Raw genomic sequence first — 18167 nt, 5'->3', positions numbered from 1 at the left:
TCGGTTCATCCCCGCAGGTGCGGGGAACACGTCCGTGACCTCGTAGAACGCGGTCAGACCCAGCTGGTTCATCCCCGCAGGTGCGGGGAACACTTTGCGATCTGGCTCCCGGGCCAGGATGTCGTGCGGTTCATCCCCGCAGGTGCGGGGAACACAGCGACAGCTTGTTCTCGACAGCGCCGGATACCGGTTCATCCCCGCAGGTGCGGGGAACACCTGCACCAGATATGGCGCGACCGGGGCGACACCGGTTCATCCCCGCAGGTGCGGGGAACACGCCGATCTCCGAGAGATTCCCCGAAGCCTGCCCGGTTCATCCCCGCAGGTGCGGGGAACACTCGATGCTCACCGATCCGTCCGGCAGCATGGTCGGTTCATCCCCGCAGGTGCGGGGAACACTGCTCCACCGCTTGTGCGGGCCCCCGTCAATTCCGGTTCATCCCCGCAGGTGCGGGGAACACTCGATGCTCACCGATCCGTCCGGCAGCATGGTCGGTTCATCCCCGCAGGTGCGGGGAACACTGCTCCACCGCTTGTGCGGGCCCCCGTCAATTCCGGTTCATCCCCGCAGGTGCGGGGAACACTCTTAGCATAACCGACTGTTTCCTAAGGGAAAAATCGGGAGCTAAAAATCTACCAATTTTCTTTGTTAAAGATCAGGGTTTTCGACTGGGTGAAAAGCGACTAGACGGAGGCCATCAAACTCCACAGGTAAGCGTCTGTTGGCACCCAGGGTTTGGAACTCATAGCCGGATTCGTTGTTACTGGCCCAAGCCATGACAACATTGCCATCCTCATGTCCTTCGCTCAGCTGTTGCCAGATCATTTCTCGAGTACGTCTGGATACATCGCCGATATAAATACCTGCGCGTACTTCCAGCAGCCAGATGGCCATACGTCCGCGCAGACGGGGAGGGACGTTTTCAGTGACTACAACTAGAAAGCTCATTACTGGGCTCTATGACCGGCGTCGCCGATACTGTTCGGGTTGGGGATGGCTGGTGGAACTGATTCCGGCGGGGCTTCGGGTGGTGATATCTCGCCTGCCGCCAGAACTTCTTCGATAGTAGGGATGATTTTTGCGAGAATCTTGCTCGACCGAAATAGGTCTCGACACCCCAGTCGCACTTCTCTTTCAGGGTGTGCGGGTGACTTGGCTGCGACACGGAAAGCCAAGGGTACTACCGTGTCGAACTTGAATAGGTCGGCGATATCGTAGACAAAAGAAAGCGGTTTTCCCGTATGAATAAAACCAACGGCCGGCGCATAACCGGCTGCCAGCACAGCGGCTTCGGTAATACCATACAAGCAGGACGTGGCTGCTGAGAGGCATCGGTTCGGGATATCTGCTGCGTCCCATTTATTGCGGTCGTAATTACGAGAGCGCCATTCGACTCCATACTGCTTGGCTAACAGTTTGTATGTTTCTCGTACTCGTGCCCCTTCGATACCGCGGAGCTGTTCAACACTGCGACGCGCTGGAGCTGGTTCCTGAAAGCGCAGCTCATACATCTTGCGGACTACCTTGAGGCGCAGATCATCATCAAGGGCCAGCTTCGCTTGATATAGGAGGCGGTCAGCCCGTGCGCCGCCCGGCTGCCCGCTGGCATACAATCGCACTCCGGACTCGCCTACCCATACCAGCAGCGTTCCTACTGTAGAGGCCAGATGCACGGCAGCATGGGAGACGCGTGTTCCAGGCTCAAGCATGATGCAGGCAACCGAGCCAACAGGGATGTGGGTGCGTATGCCGGTCTTGTCGATGACGACAAAGGCACCGTCCAGTACGTCGATCTGGCCATACTGGACAAAGATCATGGACACACGGTCTTTCATGGGCAGTGGCTTCAGTGGCGGGAGCAGGGTGCGACTCATGTCAGTTACTCTGAGCGGGCAGTAACGGTGCCGCGGACTCGATCAGTACGCGCATTTGATGAATGGCAAGCCTGTTCAGCCGCTGTAAGCGCTCGGCTTGTGGTAGCCCTTCGGCGATAAAGTGAGCATTCATGGACTCCAGATTGGCCAGGCAGACCAACTGGTGGATATTGGCGTGATCGCGGATATTCCCTTTCAGATCAGGGTTGGCGTCTAGCCATTGCCTAGCGGTTACGCCGAATAGGGCCATGTTCAGCAGATCTGCTTCGCTGGCATAGACCAGGCTGATCTGTTGTGACGTCAAGGTCTCAGGAATCAGGTTTTCCTTGATGGCGTCGGTATGGATCAGGTAGTTAACCTTGGCCAGATTGCGCCGGATATCCCAGCCCAACTGCTGGAACTCCTGCTCCTTGAGACGCTGGAATTCCTTGATCAGATAGAGCTTGAACTCCACCGAAATCCAGCTGGCAAACTCGAAAGCAATGTCCCGTTGGGCGTAGGTGCCGCCATAACGACCTGCTCGGGAGATCAAACCGATGGCTCCTGTCTGCTCGATCCATTGCTTAGTGGTTAGTGTGAAACTGTTCAGGCCAGCTTGTTTCCTAAAGTCATCGAATTCGATGACTTTAAAATCGGGATTGTTAAGCTGTTCCCAGATACCTAGAAACTCGATGGTGTTACGGTTGCGTAACCAGTTGCCGATAATCACACCTGTCCGGTCACTATCCTTGTAGCGAGCAATATCCGTAATGCAGATGTACTCCATGCCATCCTTGGTGTAGGTGGCAATGTCCTGTTCCAGTACCTGCAGTTTGGCTTTCATGGCTATCTCTCGACTTTGCTCAGGATACGCGGGCTACGCTAAGTAGGCCGCACCCGAGCGCCTTGCCGGGGCCGATACCATTACACAGCGCAGAGGCCAGGGCCCCGGTATCAACGGGTTGCAGTACGCCTTCGTAGCAGACTTGCAGCAGTAGAATATCCTTGCCATTGGCTCTACTTCGCAGAATATCGCTGCCCGTAATCAGCACCGTGTCCACTTTGAATCCCAGTCTGTGCCCTTGGCGGTCAAGCCAGCCAAGTTGTGAGTCCTCTGTCACCAGTCCATAGCGCTTGCCTTTGCGGGTAACTGTTGGATTGGCGTGCAGGCGGAAACGATAGCGAGCATTTTCCTGTAGCAGGGATTCCACAGTCACCTGCTTTACTGCCGGTGGCTCTTTCACATAACCGGGCAAACGCTCTATAACAGCCCAGTCGGGTTGCATGCTTGATTGCACCAGCAATGTAGGTGCAGCCCATGTGCTTACCGGTTCCAAACGCCACAAAAATCGGGGCGGGATCTGGGCCTCATCCTGGACAAATGCCCGAACCAGTGTCCGATGCATTTCGTAGGGGTCGGCCAGGTCGCGTCTTACCTGGGCGCTGCGTAGATCAAGCTGTAGGCGGCTCAGATGCATACCAGTCCTCCCTTTCCAACTAAATCATCCATAAGGATGCTTTTGACAAATCGCGGCCCAAAAAGCCTCTGGGTGAAGGGAGCTACTGGCTGATCCAGCCGTATTGTGCCTTCATTGGCATGCTCAAGCAGAATGCGCTGCTTGGCTGACCGTTCAAAGCCTGGCAGCTCGTAAGTTCCTAATACCGTCTCCAGTTCCTGATCCTTCAGGCCATCCTCCAGGTAGACAGGCAGCGACGGCACGAAACTCTTACGTCCTAGAGAAAGCGGCCAGACTGGTTGTTTCAACGCCTTATGAACTTGGTGTAGTAGTTCGTGCTCGCCTTCCAGTCCTACAAGAAATACGGCATCGGACAGGTAGAAGCGGGGGCTGACAACGGTACGCTCTCGATCAACCTTGCCCGCAGCATTTACCAGACCGGTTGCGGTCTGGTAATCACGCATTGGAACGCCTTCGCGCTCGACTCGCACGCCCATGCGTAGCGCTGCCAGATCATCCACAGGCGCCGCACGATCCCTCCCCAGTGCTGCGCAGATCAAGCCCAGCACGCCGGATTTGGATGGTTCCAGTTGTGTGTCACGTTCGTCAAAGCGGCTGGTAGTACCCCAGGACTGCATTGGGCCGTGAAGCCGGAGAAGCAGGGTTGCCATGACCTACTCCTTCAGTTGCGCAGCTATAAGAGCTTTCGCCTTCTGCGCAAGCTCACTCAGGTTGGTGGTGCTTGCGCCCTTTTCCCAGAGTGCAGTCAGATCGAGATAGATCCATTGGTCATCGTCGGAGCCGTATACGCTGGCGAGCTGCTCCTCGTAGGCAGCGAGTGCTTTTACTGACTGCTCCGACAGGCTTGTATCCATGGTTGCTCTGACAGGCTTCTCGAACGCGTTAGCCAGGCTCAGGGGTGTTGTGCGGCGTAGGCAGATACCGATGAATTGTGGAGGGTTGTGTGCGGCAAAGCTGTTCTGTTTGCCACTGGGAATGGCTCTGGCCATGGCGAGAGTAAAGGCTTCGATGGCGGACAAGGCGAGCTCACGATCCTGCTGCAGGTTGCCGAGCAGTTTGTTTGCATCAAGTACGGCGTAGCGATAGAAGGTAGCGGAGTTGAACTCCACTTGTCCGATCATACCGGCTCCTGTTTCATCTTCGTCACCTTTATCATCCACAGCAGTGAAGTAGTCGAATTCGCGCTCCGCTCGGTGCGTGCTTATGGCGTGTGCAACCTGGCAAGCTGCATCCTGGTTGGCTTTAGGGAGGTCGGCCAGCATCCGGCCAAAGAGTGCGACATCCACTGCTTTGCCACCGTTCAGGATCTCTTTGGCTTTATCGGTGATCTCCTTGGGTAGTGCCGCTTTGGCTTCTTTTTTTCCTTTTGCCTCACCTGCGACCAGTGAATCCCAGTATTGCTCTACCAGCTCTGCAAAGGCTGCAATCTCCTGCTCGCCGAGGAATAGCAGGTATTGGGTTTTGCCGTTCTCCTCCAGCTTCAAGCCTGCAGCTGCCAGGGCGATCTCAATCTTGGTGGCGACCTCTTCGTCTGTCCCCTTGCCAGACAAGCGATCTGCCAGAAGAGATTGCAGCTTCTTGGTACGAACCCCCAGGTTTTCCGGCAACAGTTGCAGGTTAGCGAAGTCCTGTCGCACTGAGCGTTTCCAGCTCTGGCTGCTTATGCGGGCGCGACGGTGTCCGCCGAAAATTGCATCCTTCGGTGATCCGGTGTCGTCACGGTTCAGGTTGGAGGGGGCGAAGTTCTGGATCAGGTGATACTCAAGAAAGAGGCTCATGGTGATTTCCTTATTCAATTGGACAGGTTCAGGATTCAGTTGACGTATCAATGACGCGATAGAAGTCGCGCGCCCAACGTTGGCGTAGGCGGTCGAGCCGATCCGGATCGGCCCAGGGGTTCATCCACAGCGCCAAGTCATCCAGTAGCGTTGCGTGGTTCATGGGTATCTCGTCGGCAGCCAATAGACTGACAGCCTGGCGCAGATAGTCGTGAATGTTCTCCGCATCAGCAGCCAGCAGGGCGACAAAGCGCTTCTCCAGGCTCTCACTTTTTCTGTGGCGAAAAAGCTCTGCGAATGCGCTGGCAAATCCTTGCGTGCCGGTTCTGGGATGGCGAGCAAACAGGCCCGCCACTGCATATAGCGCCAGGCGTCGCGCATCGCGTTCGTGCGCCTCCTTGCTGACAAAACGCTCGACATAAGGAAAAGCAGGTGAATAGGTTCCGGGGTCGAATGCCAGACTGTGCCGCAACTTGGCTAAAGCCTCCCTGTCCAGACGCTGCAGGTGGGAAAGAAAGCGTTGAGCGTGCTCACTCGCTGGGTGTTTGCTCATCTCACGTCTCCGTCTCGATCAGTTCTTTTTCTCTGGGAACCTGCTTGTTCAGCAGCGCGTGCAAGCGACCTTCATATCTGGCCATGGCGCGTAAGGCTTGGGCAGAGCGCCCCATGACCTTGTTGAGCTCCAGCCAGGCTTGCTGAGCGCTGGAGCGAAGAGCAGTGTTCCAGTAGTTGTTGGCCAGGCCGAAGTCGCCGCCTGCAATCAGCTCCATGAGAGGTGAAAGCTTGCGCTCAGCGGCTGCGAAGTAACTTGTTCCCAACGGCCCGGCATCCACGATCGAGCGGGCACGAGTACGAGTATCCTTGCTGGATGAGTCGGGTAGCGTATCGGCCAACATGCTGGTGGCCAGGATGCGCAGATCGGTAAAAAGTGACTCGGATCTTTCGATCTGTAGCGCAAGGAACTGCGCTTTGTCTGGCTCGGTAATCAAGGAGCAGGGCAGAGCTATCTGCTCCGCGCGCCAGCGTAGCAATTTGGCTTGATCACTGCAGAGACCAGCAACGAGGACGGGCTGGTATACATCATCAAAGCTGATGGCAGCATGCAGGTTGATGGCGCTATCGAGCACGGCAGCGGCCTGACCTCGGCCAGTCGGCACTAATACGGGTAGATCGCGCCATAGGGCTCGGCCCTCATTGAACGTCAACCGTATCAGTTTATCCTTGCTGGCACGGTAGCTGGCCATTGGATCAGGCGCATTTGTGTCCTCTTCCAGAGCAAGACCGGCGGCAAAGTGCAGCCAGCGTATATGGTCGTCCTCTTCCTTGATGAACAGCACTGCTCTGCTCAGGCGGGTGTAGCGATCATTAGGGCCTGTCGCGAGGGTGGGGGAGTCTCGCAACGGTTTTATGGTTGGCGGGCTCTGTTCCCAAGCAGGCAAGTCGTCAGCAGCAGCGGGAGCGGCATGCAAGGCGAGAATCAGGGTCTGACACAAGGTGTTGCCCACGGGTAAGGCTGCTGCACTGTTAGCTAATGCTCCGGCCTTGTCCGAAGCGCGCAGAACCTTTACCAAGCCCCCGGGAGTAAACTGAAGGAAACCCAGTAAAGCTCTGATTGCTTCCGCGGAGCGGATAGTTGTCGGAGCAGTGTCCGTAGCATGGTCGAACATGACGGGTGTGTTTCCGCTGGCGGCTGCCAGCGAAATCTGTGTCCAGGGTTTTTTCTTGTCTCTGGTTTCCGGTGATTCTGCCAGTGCCGCCACCTGCATGAACGGATGCTCCTGATGAAATAGCCAGAAGCGCTCGCGCCAGTGTTCCAGGTAATGCTGAATCACATCCAGTGGCAGACCATTGTGGTACCACTGAGCTCGATCTGTATCCGTCCATCTAGTCAGCCTTTGCGTGAGTGCCCGGTGCGTTATCGCGAGCAACAGCCGGTACTGGGCCACAAGGCTGGGGGGCGCCGTCTCCGCCAGCGAGGTAATGTCGTTGCTGCGGGCGAAGACCTCCAGTAACCCCATGTTTTGAACCTGCCCATCTTGCAGGCGTACTGGCAGCCAGGGCTCGTCCAGCAGGTTGAAGCTTGGTGTCATACAACTCTCCCTGTCTTGGTGTTCAAGCCTGATCCTGGGTCTCATATACAAGACCCAAGGATCCGTCCAGACGTATTAGTAGTTTGCCGATACGGCAACACCCATCTTGTAATGGTAATGCGTAGGTATTCTGCAGAAGTGCAGGCTCAAATGATGAGCCTTTGCCTGCGTCTGCGGTGAAATATTTGACTATGGCGGTGCGGGATACACGGATTTGTCGGGCATAGAGCCTTCTAGCTGTTTCGGAGTCGGGCTCGCCGGGTGGGAAAGGCGTCTCTCCCGGGTAGATACGCCAGCCGTCATCGCCAACTTCTACGGGTATCAAGGTGATGGACTCACTCCCCAGGCGGGTGACGTTTTGCAGACCAACCCCGTCATCACCCTCGTCATTACCACGCGGTTTGCCCTGGTAAGCGTCTTGTAGTTCGCTGTTTTCATTTATGACAATGTTCTGGGCTCGCTGGCGGTGGTTGTTTATCTGGGCCAGATACTCGCCGTAGAACCCGGTCTCTATACAGTCGCGAGCGGCGCTTTCCAGGTCGCTGGGTAGTTCGCCATCATCGTAAACGCTTTGCACCAGGCGATCTATGTCCCCTGGCAGTTGCAATCCCTGTTCGTTGTTCAGCTCTTTGCCAAGCAAGGCCCAGGTGCGCCCGAGGATGTAGGCGTCATAAACGTAACCCCAAGCGGTTTCCTTGAGATCGGGTAGACGCTCCTGTTGCAGTCCTGCTACCCATAGTTTGGCGTCCGTGTGCTGTTTCGGTCTTGGCCTGTCGTGGCGGTGCAGGCGGCCGGCGCGTTGCAAGAGCAGATCCACGGGTGCCAGGTCGCTGAGCATGAAGTCGAAGTCCATATCCAGTGATTGTTCGGCTACTTGAGTGGCGATCAGTATTGCTTTGTGCGGGCGTTCTCCGGATGGGCCAAATAGCTGCAGGACTTTTTGCTCCTGCTCGGCGCGCTCGTTTGCGGGAAAGCGGGCGTGCATCAGGAGTATCGGAATGCTCTCTCCTCCCGAGTTCAGGCGGTTTTGTAAATCGAGATACAGGTTCTGCGCACGCTCCACCGTATTCACAATGATGGCACCACAGCCCCCTTCCGCAACCAGCTCAATGGCCCTGCCTGCCAGCTCATCGAGGCTCTCACCCAGTGCCAGAAGATGAATCGGCGAAAGAGCGCGTGCGGGGAAGTGAGTTCCTCGTATGCCGGCACGGTCAGCCAGCATCACCCGTGGATATGCCATTTCGGGAATGGTGCTCTGTTGTACCCCCCAGGCGGCGAGAAGTGCGTTGCGGCGGGCGGTTGGCAACGTGGCGCTCATCAGTACTACAGAGCTGCCGAGTGCCTTGAGCCATCTCAACAGCGTGACAATCAGACCGGAAGTGTAGGTATCGTAGGCATGCACCTCATCCAGAACGACTACCCTGTTGCTCAACCCCCACAGGCGTACAAAATGATGTTTGACATTGATGACCGACAACAGCGCCTGATCTACGGTGCCCACCCCGTAATGGGACAGCAAGGGTCGGCGTCGCTGAGCGAACCAAGTAGAAGCGGCAAGACTATCCTGTTCTGAATCGTTGATACCCCGCAGACGCTGCACTTCTTCATTCATTACTGCACCGCCGTGTACGAGCTGGATATCAAGCCGCCCTTCACGGAAGCTGTCGAGGAATGTCAGGACGCGCTTGAACATGGCGTTGCCGGTTGCCTGGGTAGGCAAGGCGACATAAAGGCCGCGATGTTGGTTGGTTGCTTGTAGACGAAGATGAGCGAGCAACGCCAGCTCGGTCTTGCCTTCTCCCATCGGGGCTTCCACCAACAGGAGTGCAGGGCCATCGGCAGTTTCCAGCAAGGCATCACCCGTCACCTGCAGGGGACGCATGGATAGCCCCGTGCGTCCGGTAATGCGCTCCAGCAAGTCGCTGGGTGCCAGTTGCTCATGCAGGAGTGGGGCTGCCTTGTGCCAGCCAATTTGATCCAGGGCCTGGGTGGCCCTCTGCCTGGCATCATCATGGTAATGCCGTAGGTCGTCATGCCGTTCTCCGAGGGTAAACCATTCGGGGTTGGACGCTATCCAGTCGGCAGCGCTGGTCAGACCCGCAAGCCAATTGATAGCGGGCAAGCTCATCGCGGATGATGCGGGGGAAGTCTGATAGGCGGGCTCCTGCATCAGGAGTTGCCAGTAAGTTGTCAGGATTTCCTGGCGAGCGCGACGCCACTCAGGAGGTTCGCCCAAGGGTTTTCCGGCATTCACCTCTGTACTCGAAAAGTGAAAACCGTGATGCGCACTGACAGCCTGCACGGCTTGGGCGACCCAGCTCAGACTCCCGCTCATGAGTTGTTGCAAGGGGGCGCGCAGCAAGTTGGCTGTGGCCAGATCATGCCGATTGTGGGTGCAGGCGTGCTCCGGGAATGCCAGTCCAGCCTCCATGCCCAGGCGTTGCCCAACTTCCCACTTTGCCTGAAAACCTGGAATGCCTTTACCGAAGTCATGAAGCCCGACCAAGGCGCCAATCCAGCGTGGCACCTGCGCTGCTGGGATGCCGAATTGCTGCGCAGCCCACTCGCGCGTGGCAGGAGTTTCACGCTCAAGCAGGGTTTCCGCGACAGCGGCGACATCCAGAAGGTGCGCGAGCAGTCCATGTCCTGTCGGTTCCCCGCTTTTTGCCCATAGGATGCGTGCGCTCGGGCTCATTTCCGAGAATTTCATACTCACTGCCCTGTGGTGACTGAACTGACACTATTGTTCGATCTCTGGCTCATCTGTTGAGCTACTGATCCATAGTTTGTGAGCGCTCCTTCCAAGCTGCGGATAACCGAGGACGTCAGCTCCGGAGGTCCAAGGACAGTTACATCCGCGCCATAACGTAGAATGTCCATGATGAGTTCACGGCTGTCGCTGTATGGCAACCAGAGCTCTACAGAGCCATCCGGGTTCACGCGTTGACGTTGAGATGGATGCCATTCTGCCCCTTTCACGCGCATGGCAGCGGTGCCGGTAAAGTGTAGATGGGCAGTGTGTGGAGCAGCTCCTGCGAAAATGCCATAGCCTGCTTCAACGGCCGTGTTCAACTCATTTGCTGGAAGATGGTGCGCTTCATCCTGCAGGCGGTCAGCCTGGCTGATGCCTGCCAGCCAGAAAGTACGCAGTGCAGCACGGTTATGACAGTAAGCATCCAGGTACCAGTGGTCGCGGTAGTACACCAGACGCTGGGGCGATATTTTCCGTACCGTCCGGTTGCCGTGAATGTCCCGGTAGTGGATGCGCAAGCGCTGGTGGTCAAATACTGCTCGTGCAACTGTCTGGAAGAGGTCAGGGTTAAGCTGCTGGTGAGCCAGCGGCACAATGCGCACTCGATCGGACAGAATGGGTAACGATTGGCCACCAGCCGTCAGTAATTTATCAACGCGCTCGGCCAGGATCTGAAAGTGTTCAGTCAGTACACCAGGCTGGCTTCGCTCAAGCAGCTGGCGCATAACGAGTAGTGCATAGAGCTCGTTCTGAGTGAACCACACCCCTGGGATGTTTACTCTGTCCTCGGCGTCATAGTAATAACCTTTTTGCTGTCGACTGTAATGGATTGGCACGTCGTAGACGGTTCGCAACGTTTGCAACAGGCGCTTGAATGTAGCGCGAGAGCACTCAAGGGTATCGAGGATTCGATCCAGAGGGACTGGCCGCCGGCTGTTGCGTAGCAGGCTGTCCAGTGTGAAGAGACGATGCAGATTTTCCATTCTTCTTACCTGCTTGTATGAGAAGGGTTGATCGGCAGCGCATTTCTTTGTCGCGTTACAAAGGGTTGCCAGATCATTGCCCTCTACATCCTTGTGGGCCCGAAAATCACATGCCATTGCATCATCTATTACTGAGAAAGGCTACCTGTGCAGGGTTGACGCCGCCTCCAGACAACAGAGATTCCTCCCCCGCCGTGCCTATGGGTTATGCTCTGGCAGACCAATCCTCTCACCGGAGAACGCCATGCCCCGTCTCGTTACCGTCGCCGCCACCCAGATGAGCTGCAGCTGGGATCGCCAAGCCAATATTGCCAAGGCTGAACAGCTGGTGCGCCAGGCTGCCGCGCAGGGTGCGCAGATCATTCTGATTCAGGAACTGTTCGAGACGCCGTATTTCTGCCAGAAGCCCAATCCTGAATATCTGCAAATGGCGACGCCTACGGATGAGAACCCGGCCATCAAGCATTTCCAGGCAATTGCCAGGGAGCTGCAGGTGGTGCTGCCGATCAGCTTCTTCGAGCTGGCCGGTCGGGCCCGCTTCAACAGCATCGCCATCATCGACGCCGACGGCAGCAATCTGGGTGTCTATCGCAAGAGCCATATCCCCGACGGACCCGGCTACCACGAGAAGTACTACTTCAACCCCGGCGATACCGGTTTCAAGGTGTGGAAGACTCGTTTCGCCACCATTGGGGTGGGTATCTGCTGGGATCAATGGTTCCCCGAGTGCGCCCGGGCCATGGCGCTGCAGGGTGCGGAGATTCTCTTCTATCCCACCGCCATCGGCAGCGAGCCGCATGATGCGTCCATCACCTCCAAGGATCACTGGCAGCGGGTGCAGCAGGGCCACGCTGGGGCCAACCTGATGCCGCTGGTGGCCAGCAACCGGGTAGGGCGGGAGGAGCAGGATGGCTACGACATCACCTTCTACGGCGCCTCCTTTATCGCCGATCAGTTCGGCGAGAAGGTCCAGGAGGCCAACGGCACCGACGAGACGGTGCTGGTGCAGCAGTTCGATCTGGACCAGCTGGAGCATATTCGCGCTGCCTGGGGCGTATTCCGCGATCGCCGGCCGAACCTGTACGGTCCGCTGAAAACCCTGGATGGTTCGCTGGAGTCCTGATTCATGTACACCCTGCACAGCACACCCCGCGCCGACGGTTTCTACATGCCCGCGGAGTGGGCGCCCCACAGTCAGACCTGGATGCTCTGGCCCGAGCGGCCGGACAACTGGCGCCTTGCCGGCAAGCCGGCGCAGGCCGCCTTTGCCGAGGTGGCCCGGGCGATCGCCGGCTTCGAGCCGGTGACCGTCGGAGTCTCGGCCGCGCAGTACGCCAATGCCAGTGCGCAGCTGGATCATCCGGCGATCCGGGTAGTGGAAATCAGCAGCAATGATGCCTGGGTTCGGGATACCGGACCGACCTTCGTCATCAACGGCCAGGGTGGGCTGCGTGGCGTGGACTGGATGTTCAACGCCTGGGGTGGTCTGGACGGCGGCCTGTACTCCCCCTGGGATCTGGATGATCAGGTAGCCGACAAGGTGCTCAGCATGGAGCGTTGCCCGCGTTACCGCACCGAAGGCTTCGTCCTCGAAGGCGGGGCTATCCATGTGGACGGCGAGGGCACCCTGATCACTACTGAGGAATGTCTGCTCAATCCCAACCGCAACCCGCACCTGCAGCGGCACGAGATCGAGCAGACGCTCTGCGACCATCTCGGGGTGGAGCGTATCATCTGGCTGCCCCAGGGCCTCTACAGCGATGAGACCGATGGCCACGTGGACAACTTCTGCTGTTTCGTGAAGCCCGGGGAGGTGCTGCTGGCGTGGACCGATGATGCGGAGGACCCCAACCATGCCCGCTGCCAGGCGGCCTTGAGCGTGCTGGAGCAGGCCACCGACGCCCGGGGACGATCCTTGACCGTGCACCGCATTCCCCTTCCCGGCCCCATTCATGCCACGGCGGAGGAGTGCGCAGGGGTAGAGCCGTTGCCTGGCACCCAGCCGCGCAGTCCGGAGATTCGTCTGGCGGGCTCCTATGTGAACTTCCTGATCGTCAACGGCGGCGTCATCGCACCGGCGTTCGATGATCCGCAGGATGACAGTGCCCGCCAGATACTCGAGCAGTTGTTCCCCGACAGGCGCGTAGTGATGGTGCCGGGGCGGGAAATATTGCTCGGTGGTGGCAATATCCACTGCATCACCCAGCAGCAGCCGGCGGTGTGATACAGACCACTGCGCAAGGGAAACAATTCGTAATATAGTCTGTCGGCTGGCTCGTCGATCTGTGGTGTTCCGGGCAAGCCTCCCTACTTACGAGCATAAAAAAGGATTCTTCATGCGCATCACCCATCGTGCGATAGCCCTGCCGCTGGCAGGCGTGGCGATTCTCCTGTCCGGCTGTAACGAACCGGGTGCTACTGCTTCCAGCGCCCCGGTCAAGGACATGCCAGCAACCCTTACCGGTGAGCTGACCAGCCAGAGTCCGGTCAATCTCAATGACGGCTCCCGCAACCAGAGCTTTGATCTGCAGCTCAAGGGCGGCACCCTGTATCGGGTCACCAGCAGCGGCAGTCTGCAGCAGCCGAAGCTCACCCTGTTGTCCGGCGACAATCAGCTGATTGACGGCCCGCGAACCGAGCAGCTGTTCCTGCAACCGGAAGAGGACGGCGTCTACCGTCTGGCGATCAGCGCGGGCAGCGCCAGGGATTTCGGTCCCTTCCGCCTGGAGCTGAACACAGCCGAAGCGGTCAATGGCGGCGAGCTGGAAGCCGGGGCGGACATCCTCGGCCAGCTGCAGCCCAAGACCAGCAGCGGCGGCAACCGCTATACCTTCAAGGTGAGCGAGAGCGGGCCGTATGAAATAGTGCTGCGTTCCGGCGAGTTCGACGCCGTGCTCAAGCTGCGCGGCAAGGGCGTCAACCAGACCGATGATGACAGCGGCGGCGGCACCGATGCGCGGCTGCTGGCCACCCTGCAGGAAGGCAGCTACCAGCTGATCGCGGGCGGCATCGACTCGACCGATGAGGGCGTCTACAGCCTCAGCATCAAGGCCTGGGAGCTGCCGGAGGGCGTCAACCTCGCCGATGGCGCCGAGCTGACGCCGGGTGAGGAGTACACCGGCATGATGATGGGCCAGCCCCAGACCTACACCCTGACCGTGGAGCAGCGCGGACTGCTGCGCCTGAGCATGCGCTCCGGTGATCTGGACAGCATGCTGGAACTGAGCGGACCGGGAACCAACGTCAGTGACGATGACAGCGGTGGCGGTGTGGATGCCCTTATCAGCACCGTGGTCGAGCCGGGTACCTACCGGATCAAGGCCAACAGCTACAGCAACGGGGAAGGCATGTTCACCCTGCAGGCCGAACTCGGCGAGGCGCAGATGCTCGAAGGCAACATTGCTCCCGGTGAAAGCCGCATCGGTCGGCTGACCTCGGGCGGCCCGGTCACCAGCGTGCTGACCATCAGCGAGCCCGGGCATTATCGGGTCACCCTCAGCTCCTCCCAGTTCGATGCCATGCTCGGCCTCGAAGGGCAGGGACTGGAGGAACAGGATGACGACAGCGCCGGCGGCACCAACGCACAGCTGGAGCTGTGGCTGGATGCAGGCGAATATCAGTTGACCAGTGGCAGCTATGGCGATGAGGGTACCGGCAGCTTCGAGCTGTCGGTCAGTTCGGCGCGGTAGTTTTCCGCCGGGTCATGTTCACCCTGTGCCAGCTCATCCAGTTGGCACAGGGTGCAGTCACCTCGCTCGGGGTGACTGGTTTCCACATAGCGCACCCGGCGCACCGCCGACCGGCGGTCGGCGCTGACACGATAACGGGGGCGTTGTACAGGCTGGCTCATGGTCAGTTGCCCAGCAATTCCCGACCGCGCTGCACCGCAGCCCGTACCTGTGCAGGAGCGGTACCCCCGATGTGGTCACGGGCATTGACCGAACCTTCCAGCGTCAACACCTCGAACACATCCTGCTCGATCTGATCACTGAAGCGGCGCAGCTCCTCCAGACTCATCTCGGCCAGGTCCTTGCCGCTGTCCACGCCGTACTTCACCGCGTGGCCGACGATTTCGTGGCAGTCGCGGAACGGCAGGCCCTTGCGCACCAGGTAGTCGGCCAGGTCGGTGGCGGTGGAGAAGCCGCGGCGGGCGGCCTCGCGCATCACCTCAACCCGCGGCTGGATCGCCGGAATCATGTCGGCGAAGGCGCGCAGACTGTCGCGCAGGGTATCGGCGGCGTCGAACAGCGGCTCCTTGTCCTCCTGGTTGTCCTTGTTGTAGGCCAGCGGCTGGCTCTTCATCAGGGTCAGCAGGCCCATCAGGTGGCCGTATACCCGGCCGGACTTGCCGCGCACCAGTTCGGGCACGTCCGGGTTCTTCTTCTGCGGCATGATGGAGGAGCCGGTGCAGAAGCGGTCGGGCAGCTCGATGAAGTTGAACTGGGCGCTGGTCCACAGCACCAGTTCTTCCGAGAAGCGCGACAGGTGCATCATGGCCAGCGAGGCCGCCGCACAGAATTCGATGGCAAAGTCGCGGTCGGACACGCCGTCCAGGGAGTTGCCGGATACCGCCTCGAAGCCCAGCAGCTCACAGGTCAGCTGGCGATCGATGGGGTAGGTGGTACCGGCCAGCGCCGCCGAGCCCAGCGGCATGCGGTTGACCCGCTTGCGGCAGTCGAGCAGACGCTCGCGGTCGCGGCAGAGCATCTCGAACCAGGCCAGCAGGTGATGACCGAAGGTCACCGGCTGGGCGGTCTGCAGGTGGGTGAAACCGGGCATGATCACGTCCGCATGCTGTTCGGCCTGATCCAGCAGGCCGCGCTGCAGGCGCTCCAGCTCGGCGACGATGATGTCGATCTCCTCGCGCAGCCACAGGCGGATGTCGGTGGCCACCTGATCATTGCGCGAACGGCCGGTGTGCAGCTTCTTGCCGGTGATGCCGATGCGCTCGGTCAGCCGCGCCTCGATGTTCATGTGCACGTCTTCCAGATCCACCCGCCAGTCGAACTGGCCGGCCTCGATCTCGCCCTGGATGGCGCGCAGGCCATCGATGATGCTGTCGCGCTCGGCATCGTTCAGCACGCCGACCCTGGCCAGCATGGTGGCATGGGCAATGGAGCCCTGGATGTCGTGCTTGTACAGGCGCTTGTCGAAGTCGACCGAAGCAGTGAACCGGGCAACAAAGGCGTCCACCGGCTCGCTGAAACGGCCGCCCCAGGATTGGTTGGTAGTCTGATCTTGGCTCATGGGTCGGTCGGTCCGCTGCAGTAATCTGAAAAGGCGCATAGCATAGCATCTTCATGCTTGCATGATGGCGCCCGGCTGGCGGAGACTGCAGCAATGAAGAATGGATTTTGGTCATTACTGAGCAAGCCGCAGGAGGGGGAGGACTTCTTTCTCCCGGATCTGTGCTCCTCCGTCGCCGTGTTCACCCTGGTGGTGCTGGCCGAGCTCATGGTGCTGGTCTGGGTGCTCGCGCAGCCGGCAGCCGAGGGGTTCGACTGGCTGCAGCTGGCGCTGGCGTCGCTGTTCGTGCAATGGATAGTGCTGCTGTCCGCAGGCCTGCTGTGCCGACTGCGCTCCTGGATGCAGGCCCGTCCGCTGGGCCTGGCGATCGCCTGCTGCTACGCGGTGGTGGTGGGGCTGACTCTGGTGTTTACCGTCCTCGCCGAATGGGTGCTCTACCAGGGCATGGCCGAACGTTTCTTGCTGCCGAGTGATCCGCTGCTGCGTCACGGTCTGATCGCCCTGATCATGACCAGCCTGCTGCTGCGCTATTTCTACCTGCAGCAGCAGTGGCAGCTGCATAACCAGGCCGCCCTGCAGGCGCGGCTGCAGTCGTTGCAGTCGCGCATCCGCCCACATTTCCTGTTCAACAGTCTGAACAGCATTGTCAGCTTGATCGGCACCCAGCCGGACAAGGCCGAGAACGCCGTGCTGGACCTGGCAGACCTGTTTCGAGCCAATCTCGGCGAGGCCGATGCCGTGGCGACCTGGGCAGATGAGTATCGGCTGTGCCAGGGGTATCTGCGGATCGAGCAGTATCGCCTGGGGGATCGCCTGCGGGTGACATGGCAGGTGGACGAACTGCCGCCGAACCTGCCCATGCCGCTGCTGACCCTGCAGCCGCTGCTGGAAAATGCCATCCTCCACGGGCTGCAGCCCAGCGTCAGCGGCGGCGACATCCAGGTGGTCGGCCACTACCGGGAGGGGCACGTTGAACTGCTGGTGTCCAACAGCTGTCCACAGCAGTCCGAGCACCGTGGAGCCTGCATGGCGCTGAACAACATCCGCGCCCGCCTGGCGGCTCTGTTCGGGGCTTCAGCGCGGGTAGAAGCCTGGCAGGAAGGGACGCGCTACTTCAGCAGGCTGGTCTATCCTTGTAAGCAACCTTCCACATAACGCACAGGAAGTCATTCAGGCATGAAAGTACTGATCGCCGATGATGAACCTCTTGCCCGGGAGCGACTGGCCAGACTGGTGTCAGCGCTGCCCGGCCATACAGTCCTGCCGGAGATGGCAGCCACAGGCCAGGAGGCGCTTGAGCTGGTGGAGAAGCTGCATCCCGACATTGTCCTGCTGGATATCCGCATGCCCGGCATGGACGGTCTTCAGGCTGCCGCCCGCCTCTGCGAGATGTCCGACGCTCCGGCCGTGATCTTCTGCACCGCCCACGGGGAATACGCGCTGGAGGCCTTCGACGTCAGCGCTGTGGGCTACCTGCTCAAACCGGTGCGCAGCGAGGACCTGGCCAGTGCCCTGGGCAAGGCCCAGAAACTCAACCGGGTACAGCTGGCCAGTCTCGGCAAGGCCGGCATTGCCAGCGAGACCCAGCAGGCGCGCAGCCATATCAGCGCACGAACCCGCAAGGGCGTGGAGCTGGTGCCGATCGAGGATGTGCTCTATTTCATCGCCGACCACAAGTACGTGACCCTGCGTCACACCGGTGGCGAGCTGCTGCTGGATGAGCCGCTGAAGGCGCTGGAAGACGAGTTCGGTGACCATTTCGTGCGCATTCACCGTAATGCGTTGGTGGCCCGGGACCGGATCGGCCGTCTGCAGCGCACCTCCATGGGGCATTTCCACCTGTACCTCAAGGGCCTCGCGGATGAGGCGCTGACCGTCAGCCGCCGCCATGTGCCCGGGCTGCGCCGGCTGATGGAGGAGCTCTAGAATCCGCCGCCGGAGGGCTGCCGCCGACGGCCGGTGGCGCGGCCCGGGCCGGACTGACG

The 18167-nt window shown here is 59.5% G+C and carries 17 protein-coding genes and 1 CRISPR repeat array; of the genes, 5 read left to right on the top strand and 12 right to left on the bottom strand.

What is annotated here, in order from left to right; translation table 11 throughout:
* Nucleotide 1: 1 nt before the first annotated feature.
* Nucleotides 2–585: a CRISPR direct-repeat array (repeat unit 30 nt; unit sequence CGGTTCATCCCCGCAGGTGCGGGGAACACT).
* Between the two features lie 64 nt (nt 586–649).
* The 10 genes from cas2e to BM046_RS09400 are packed head-to-tail and all read right to left on the bottom strand — an operon-like array spanning nt 650 to nt 10935.
* Nucleotides 650–949, bottom strand: a complete 300-nt coding sequence (cas2e, locus tag BM046_RS09445) for a type I-E CRISPR-associated endoribonuclease Cas2e (protein WP_090538854.1) — start codon at nt 947–949, stop codon at nt 650–652.
* On the bottom strand, nt 949–1836 hold the full coding sequence (cas1e, locus tag BM046_RS09440; RefSeq protein WP_090538853.1) for a type I-E CRISPR-associated endonuclease Cas1e: 888 nt from the start codon (nt 1834–1836) through the stop codon (nt 949–951). Before cas1e ends, cas2e begins: the two co-directional genes overlap by 1 nt.
* A gap of 40 nt (nt 1837–1876) precedes the next feature.
* Nucleotides 1877–2698, bottom strand: coding sequence for a KilA-N domain-containing protein (locus BM046_RS09435; protein ID WP_090538852.1), 822 nt, complete (start codon nt 2696–2698; stop codon nt 1877–1879).
* A gap of 19 nt (nt 2699–2717) precedes the next feature.
* Complete coding sequence (gene cas6e / locus BM046_RS09430; RefSeq protein ID WP_090538851.1) at nt 2718–3332, bottom strand: type I-E CRISPR-associated protein Cas6/Cse3/CasE; 615 nt, start codon at nt 3330–3332, stop codon at nt 2718–2720.
* A complete protein-coding gene (cas5e, locus tag BM046_RS09425; protein WP_090538850.1) occupies nt 3323–3982 on the bottom strand; it encodes a type I-E CRISPR-associated protein Cas5/CasD in 660 nt (219 codons plus the stop codon). The genes cas6e and cas5e overlap by 10 nt, the downstream gene beginning before the upstream one ends.
* 3 nt (nt 3983–3985) lie before the next feature.
* Nucleotides 3986–5110: a type I-E CRISPR-associated protein Cas7/Cse4/CasC gene (gene cas7e / locus BM046_RS09420; protein WP_090538849.1), complete on the bottom strand. Its 1125-nt coding sequence runs from the start codon at nt 5108–5110 to the stop codon at nt 3986–3988.
* A gap of 28 nt (nt 5111–5138) precedes the next feature.
* Nucleotides 5139–5663: a type I-E CRISPR-associated protein Cse2/CasB gene (gene casB / locus BM046_RS09415; RefSeq protein WP_090538848.1), complete on the bottom strand. Its 525-nt coding sequence runs from the start codon at nt 5661–5663 to the stop codon at nt 5139–5141.
* A 1-nt stretch (nt 5664) separates the two neighbouring features.
* Nucleotides 5665–7200 carry a type I-E CRISPR-associated protein Cse1/CasA gene (gene casA / locus BM046_RS09410; RefSeq protein WP_090538847.1) on the bottom strand — a complete coding sequence of 512 codons (1536 nt, stop codon included), beginning with the start codon at nt 7198–7200 and terminating at the stop codon, nt 5665–5667.
* A 22-nt stretch (nt 7201–7222) separates the two neighbouring features.
* Nucleotides 7223–9910 carry a CRISPR-associated helicase/endonuclease Cas3 gene (locus BM046_RS09405; protein ID WP_090538846.1) on the bottom strand — a complete coding sequence of 896 codons (2688 nt, stop codon included), beginning with the start codon at nt 9908–9910 and terminating at the stop codon, nt 7223–7225.
* Between the two features lie 2 nt (nt 9911–9912).
* Nucleotides 9913–10935 (bottom strand): helix-turn-helix transcriptional regulator, encoded by a 1023-nt coding sequence (locus BM046_RS09400; protein ID WP_177197832.1) that lies wholly within the window; start codon nt 10933–10935, stop codon nt 9913–9915.
* A 244-nt stretch (nt 10936–11179) separates the two neighbouring features.
* On the opposite strand from BM046_RS09400, the gene aguB reads away from it, so the two are divergent.
* The 3 genes from aguB to BM046_RS09385 all read left to right on the top strand — a co-directional run bounded on the left by aguB (nt 11180) and on the right by BM046_RS09385 (nt 14624).
* Entirely contained in the window at nt 11180–12058 is an 879-nt protein-coding gene (gene aguB, locus BM046_RS09395; RefSeq protein ID WP_090538844.1) for an N-carbamoylputrescine amidase, read from the top strand.
* Between the two features lie 3 nt (nt 12059–12061).
* Nucleotides 12062–13159 (top strand): agmatine deiminase, encoded by a 1098-nt coding sequence (aguA, locus tag BM046_RS09390; protein ID WP_090538843.1) that lies wholly within the window; start codon nt 12062–12064, stop codon nt 13157–13159.
* A 112-nt stretch (nt 13160–13271) separates the two neighbouring features.
* Nucleotides 13272–14624: a hypothetical protein gene (locus BM046_RS09385; protein WP_090538842.1), complete on the top strand. Its 1353-nt coding sequence runs from the start codon at nt 13272–13274 to the stop codon at nt 14622–14624.
* On the opposite strand, the gene BM046_RS09380 is transcribed toward BM046_RS09385, so the two are convergent.
* A complete protein-coding gene (locus tag BM046_RS09380; protein ID WP_090538841.1) occupies nt 14570–14785 on the bottom strand; it encodes a hypothetical protein in 216 nt (71 codons plus the stop codon). The two genes, BM046_RS09385 and BM046_RS09380, sit on opposite strands and share 55 nt — an antisense overlap.
* A 2-nt stretch (nt 14786–14787) precedes the next feature.
* The gene (gene argH / locus BM046_RS09375; RefSeq protein ID WP_090538961.1) at nt 14788–16182 is read right to left on the bottom strand and encodes an argininosuccinate lyase; all 1395 of its coding nucleotides are present in this window, start codon (nt 16180–16182) and stop codon (nt 14788–14790) included.
* Between the two features lie 93 nt (nt 16183–16275).
* Between argH and BM046_RS09370 the strand changes: the two genes are divergently transcribed.
* Both BM046_RS09370 and BM046_RS09365 read left to right on the top strand, forming a co-directional pair.
* Nucleotides 16276–17337, top strand: coding sequence for a sensor histidine kinase (locus tag BM046_RS09370; RefSeq protein ID WP_090538840.1), 1062 nt, complete (start codon nt 16276–16278; stop codon nt 17335–17337).
* A 21-nt stretch (nt 17338–17358) separates the two neighbouring features.
* Nucleotides 17359–18108: a LytR/AlgR family response regulator transcription factor gene (locus tag BM046_RS09365; RefSeq protein ID WP_090538839.1), complete on the top strand. Its 750-nt coding sequence runs from the start codon at nt 17359–17361 to the stop codon at nt 18106–18108.
* Nucleotides 18109–18167 lie beyond the last annotated feature (59 nt).

The sequence above is a fragment of the Halopseudomonas formosensis genome (assembly GCF_900115905.1).
Taxonomy (GTDB): domain Bacteria; phylum Pseudomonadota; class Gammaproteobacteria; order Pseudomonadales; family Pseudomonadaceae; genus Halopseudomonas; species Halopseudomonas formosensis.
The sequence above is the reverse complement of the archived record's forward strand: the minus strand, read 5'-3'. Positions and strand labels throughout refer to the sequence as shown.

Excerpts from the sequence above, each read along its gene's own strand:
- cas2e (WP_090538854.1), bottom strand. The coding sequence starts at position 949 with ATGAGCTTTCTAGTTGTAGTCACTGAAAACGTCCCTCCCCGTCTGCGC.
- cas1e (WP_090538853.1), bottom strand. The coding sequence starts at position 1,836 with ATGAAAGACCGTGTGTCCATGATCTTTGTCCAGTATGGCCAGATCGAC.
- BM046_RS09435 (WP_090538852.1), bottom strand. The coding sequence starts at position 2,698 with ATGAAAGCCAAACTGCAGGTACTGGAACAGGACATTGCCACCTACACC.
- cas6e (WP_090538851.1), bottom strand. The coding sequence starts at position 3,332 with ATGCATCTGAGCCGCCTACAGCTTGATCTACGCAGCGCCCAGGTAAGA.
- cas5e (WP_090538850.1), bottom strand. The coding sequence starts at position 3,982 with ATGGCAACCCTGCTTCTCCGGCTTCACGGCCCAATGCAGTCCTGGGGT.
- cas7e (WP_090538849.1), bottom strand. The coding sequence starts at position 5,110 with ATGAGCCTCTTTCTTGAGTATCACCTGATCCAGAACTTCGCCCCCTCC.
- casB (WP_090538848.1), bottom strand. The coding sequence starts at position 5,663 with ATGAGCAAACACCCAGCGAGTGAGCACGCTCAACGCTTTCTTTCCCAC.
- casA (WP_090538847.1), bottom strand. The coding sequence starts at position 7,200 with ATGACACCAAGCTTCAACCTGCTGGACGAGCCCTGGCTGCCAGTACGC.
- BM046_RS09405 (WP_090538846.1), bottom strand. The coding sequence starts at position 9,910 with ATGAAATTCTCGGAAATGAGCCCGAGCGCACGCATCCTATGGGCAAAA.
- BM046_RS09400 (WP_177197832.1), bottom strand. The coding sequence starts at position 10,935 with ATGGAAAATCTGCATCGTCTCTTCACACTGGACAGCCTGCTACGCAAC.
- aguB (WP_090538844.1), top strand. The coding sequence starts at position 11,180 with ATGCCCCGTCTCGTTACCGTCGCCGCCACCCAGATGAGCTGCAGCTGG.
- aguA (WP_090538843.1), top strand. The coding sequence starts at position 12,062 with ATGTACACCCTGCACAGCACACCCCGCGCCGACGGTTTCTACATGCCC.
- BM046_RS09385 (WP_090538842.1), top strand. The coding sequence starts at position 13,272 with ATGCGCATCACCCATCGTGCGATAGCCCTGCCGCTGGCAGGCGTGGCG.
- BM046_RS09380 (WP_090538841.1), bottom strand. The coding sequence starts at position 14,785 with ATGAGCCAGCCTGTACAACGCCCCCGTTATCGTGTCAGCGCCGACCGC.
- argH (WP_090538961.1), bottom strand. The coding sequence starts at position 16,182 with ATGAGCCAAGATCAGACTACCAACCAATCCTGGGGCGGCCGTTTCAGC.
- BM046_RS09370 (WP_090538840.1), top strand. The coding sequence starts at position 16,276 with ATGAAGAATGGATTTTGGTCATTACTGAGCAAGCCGCAGGAGGGGGAG.
- BM046_RS09365 (WP_090538839.1), top strand. The coding sequence starts at position 17,359 with ATGAAAGTACTGATCGCCGATGATGAACCTCTTGCCCGGGAGCGACTG.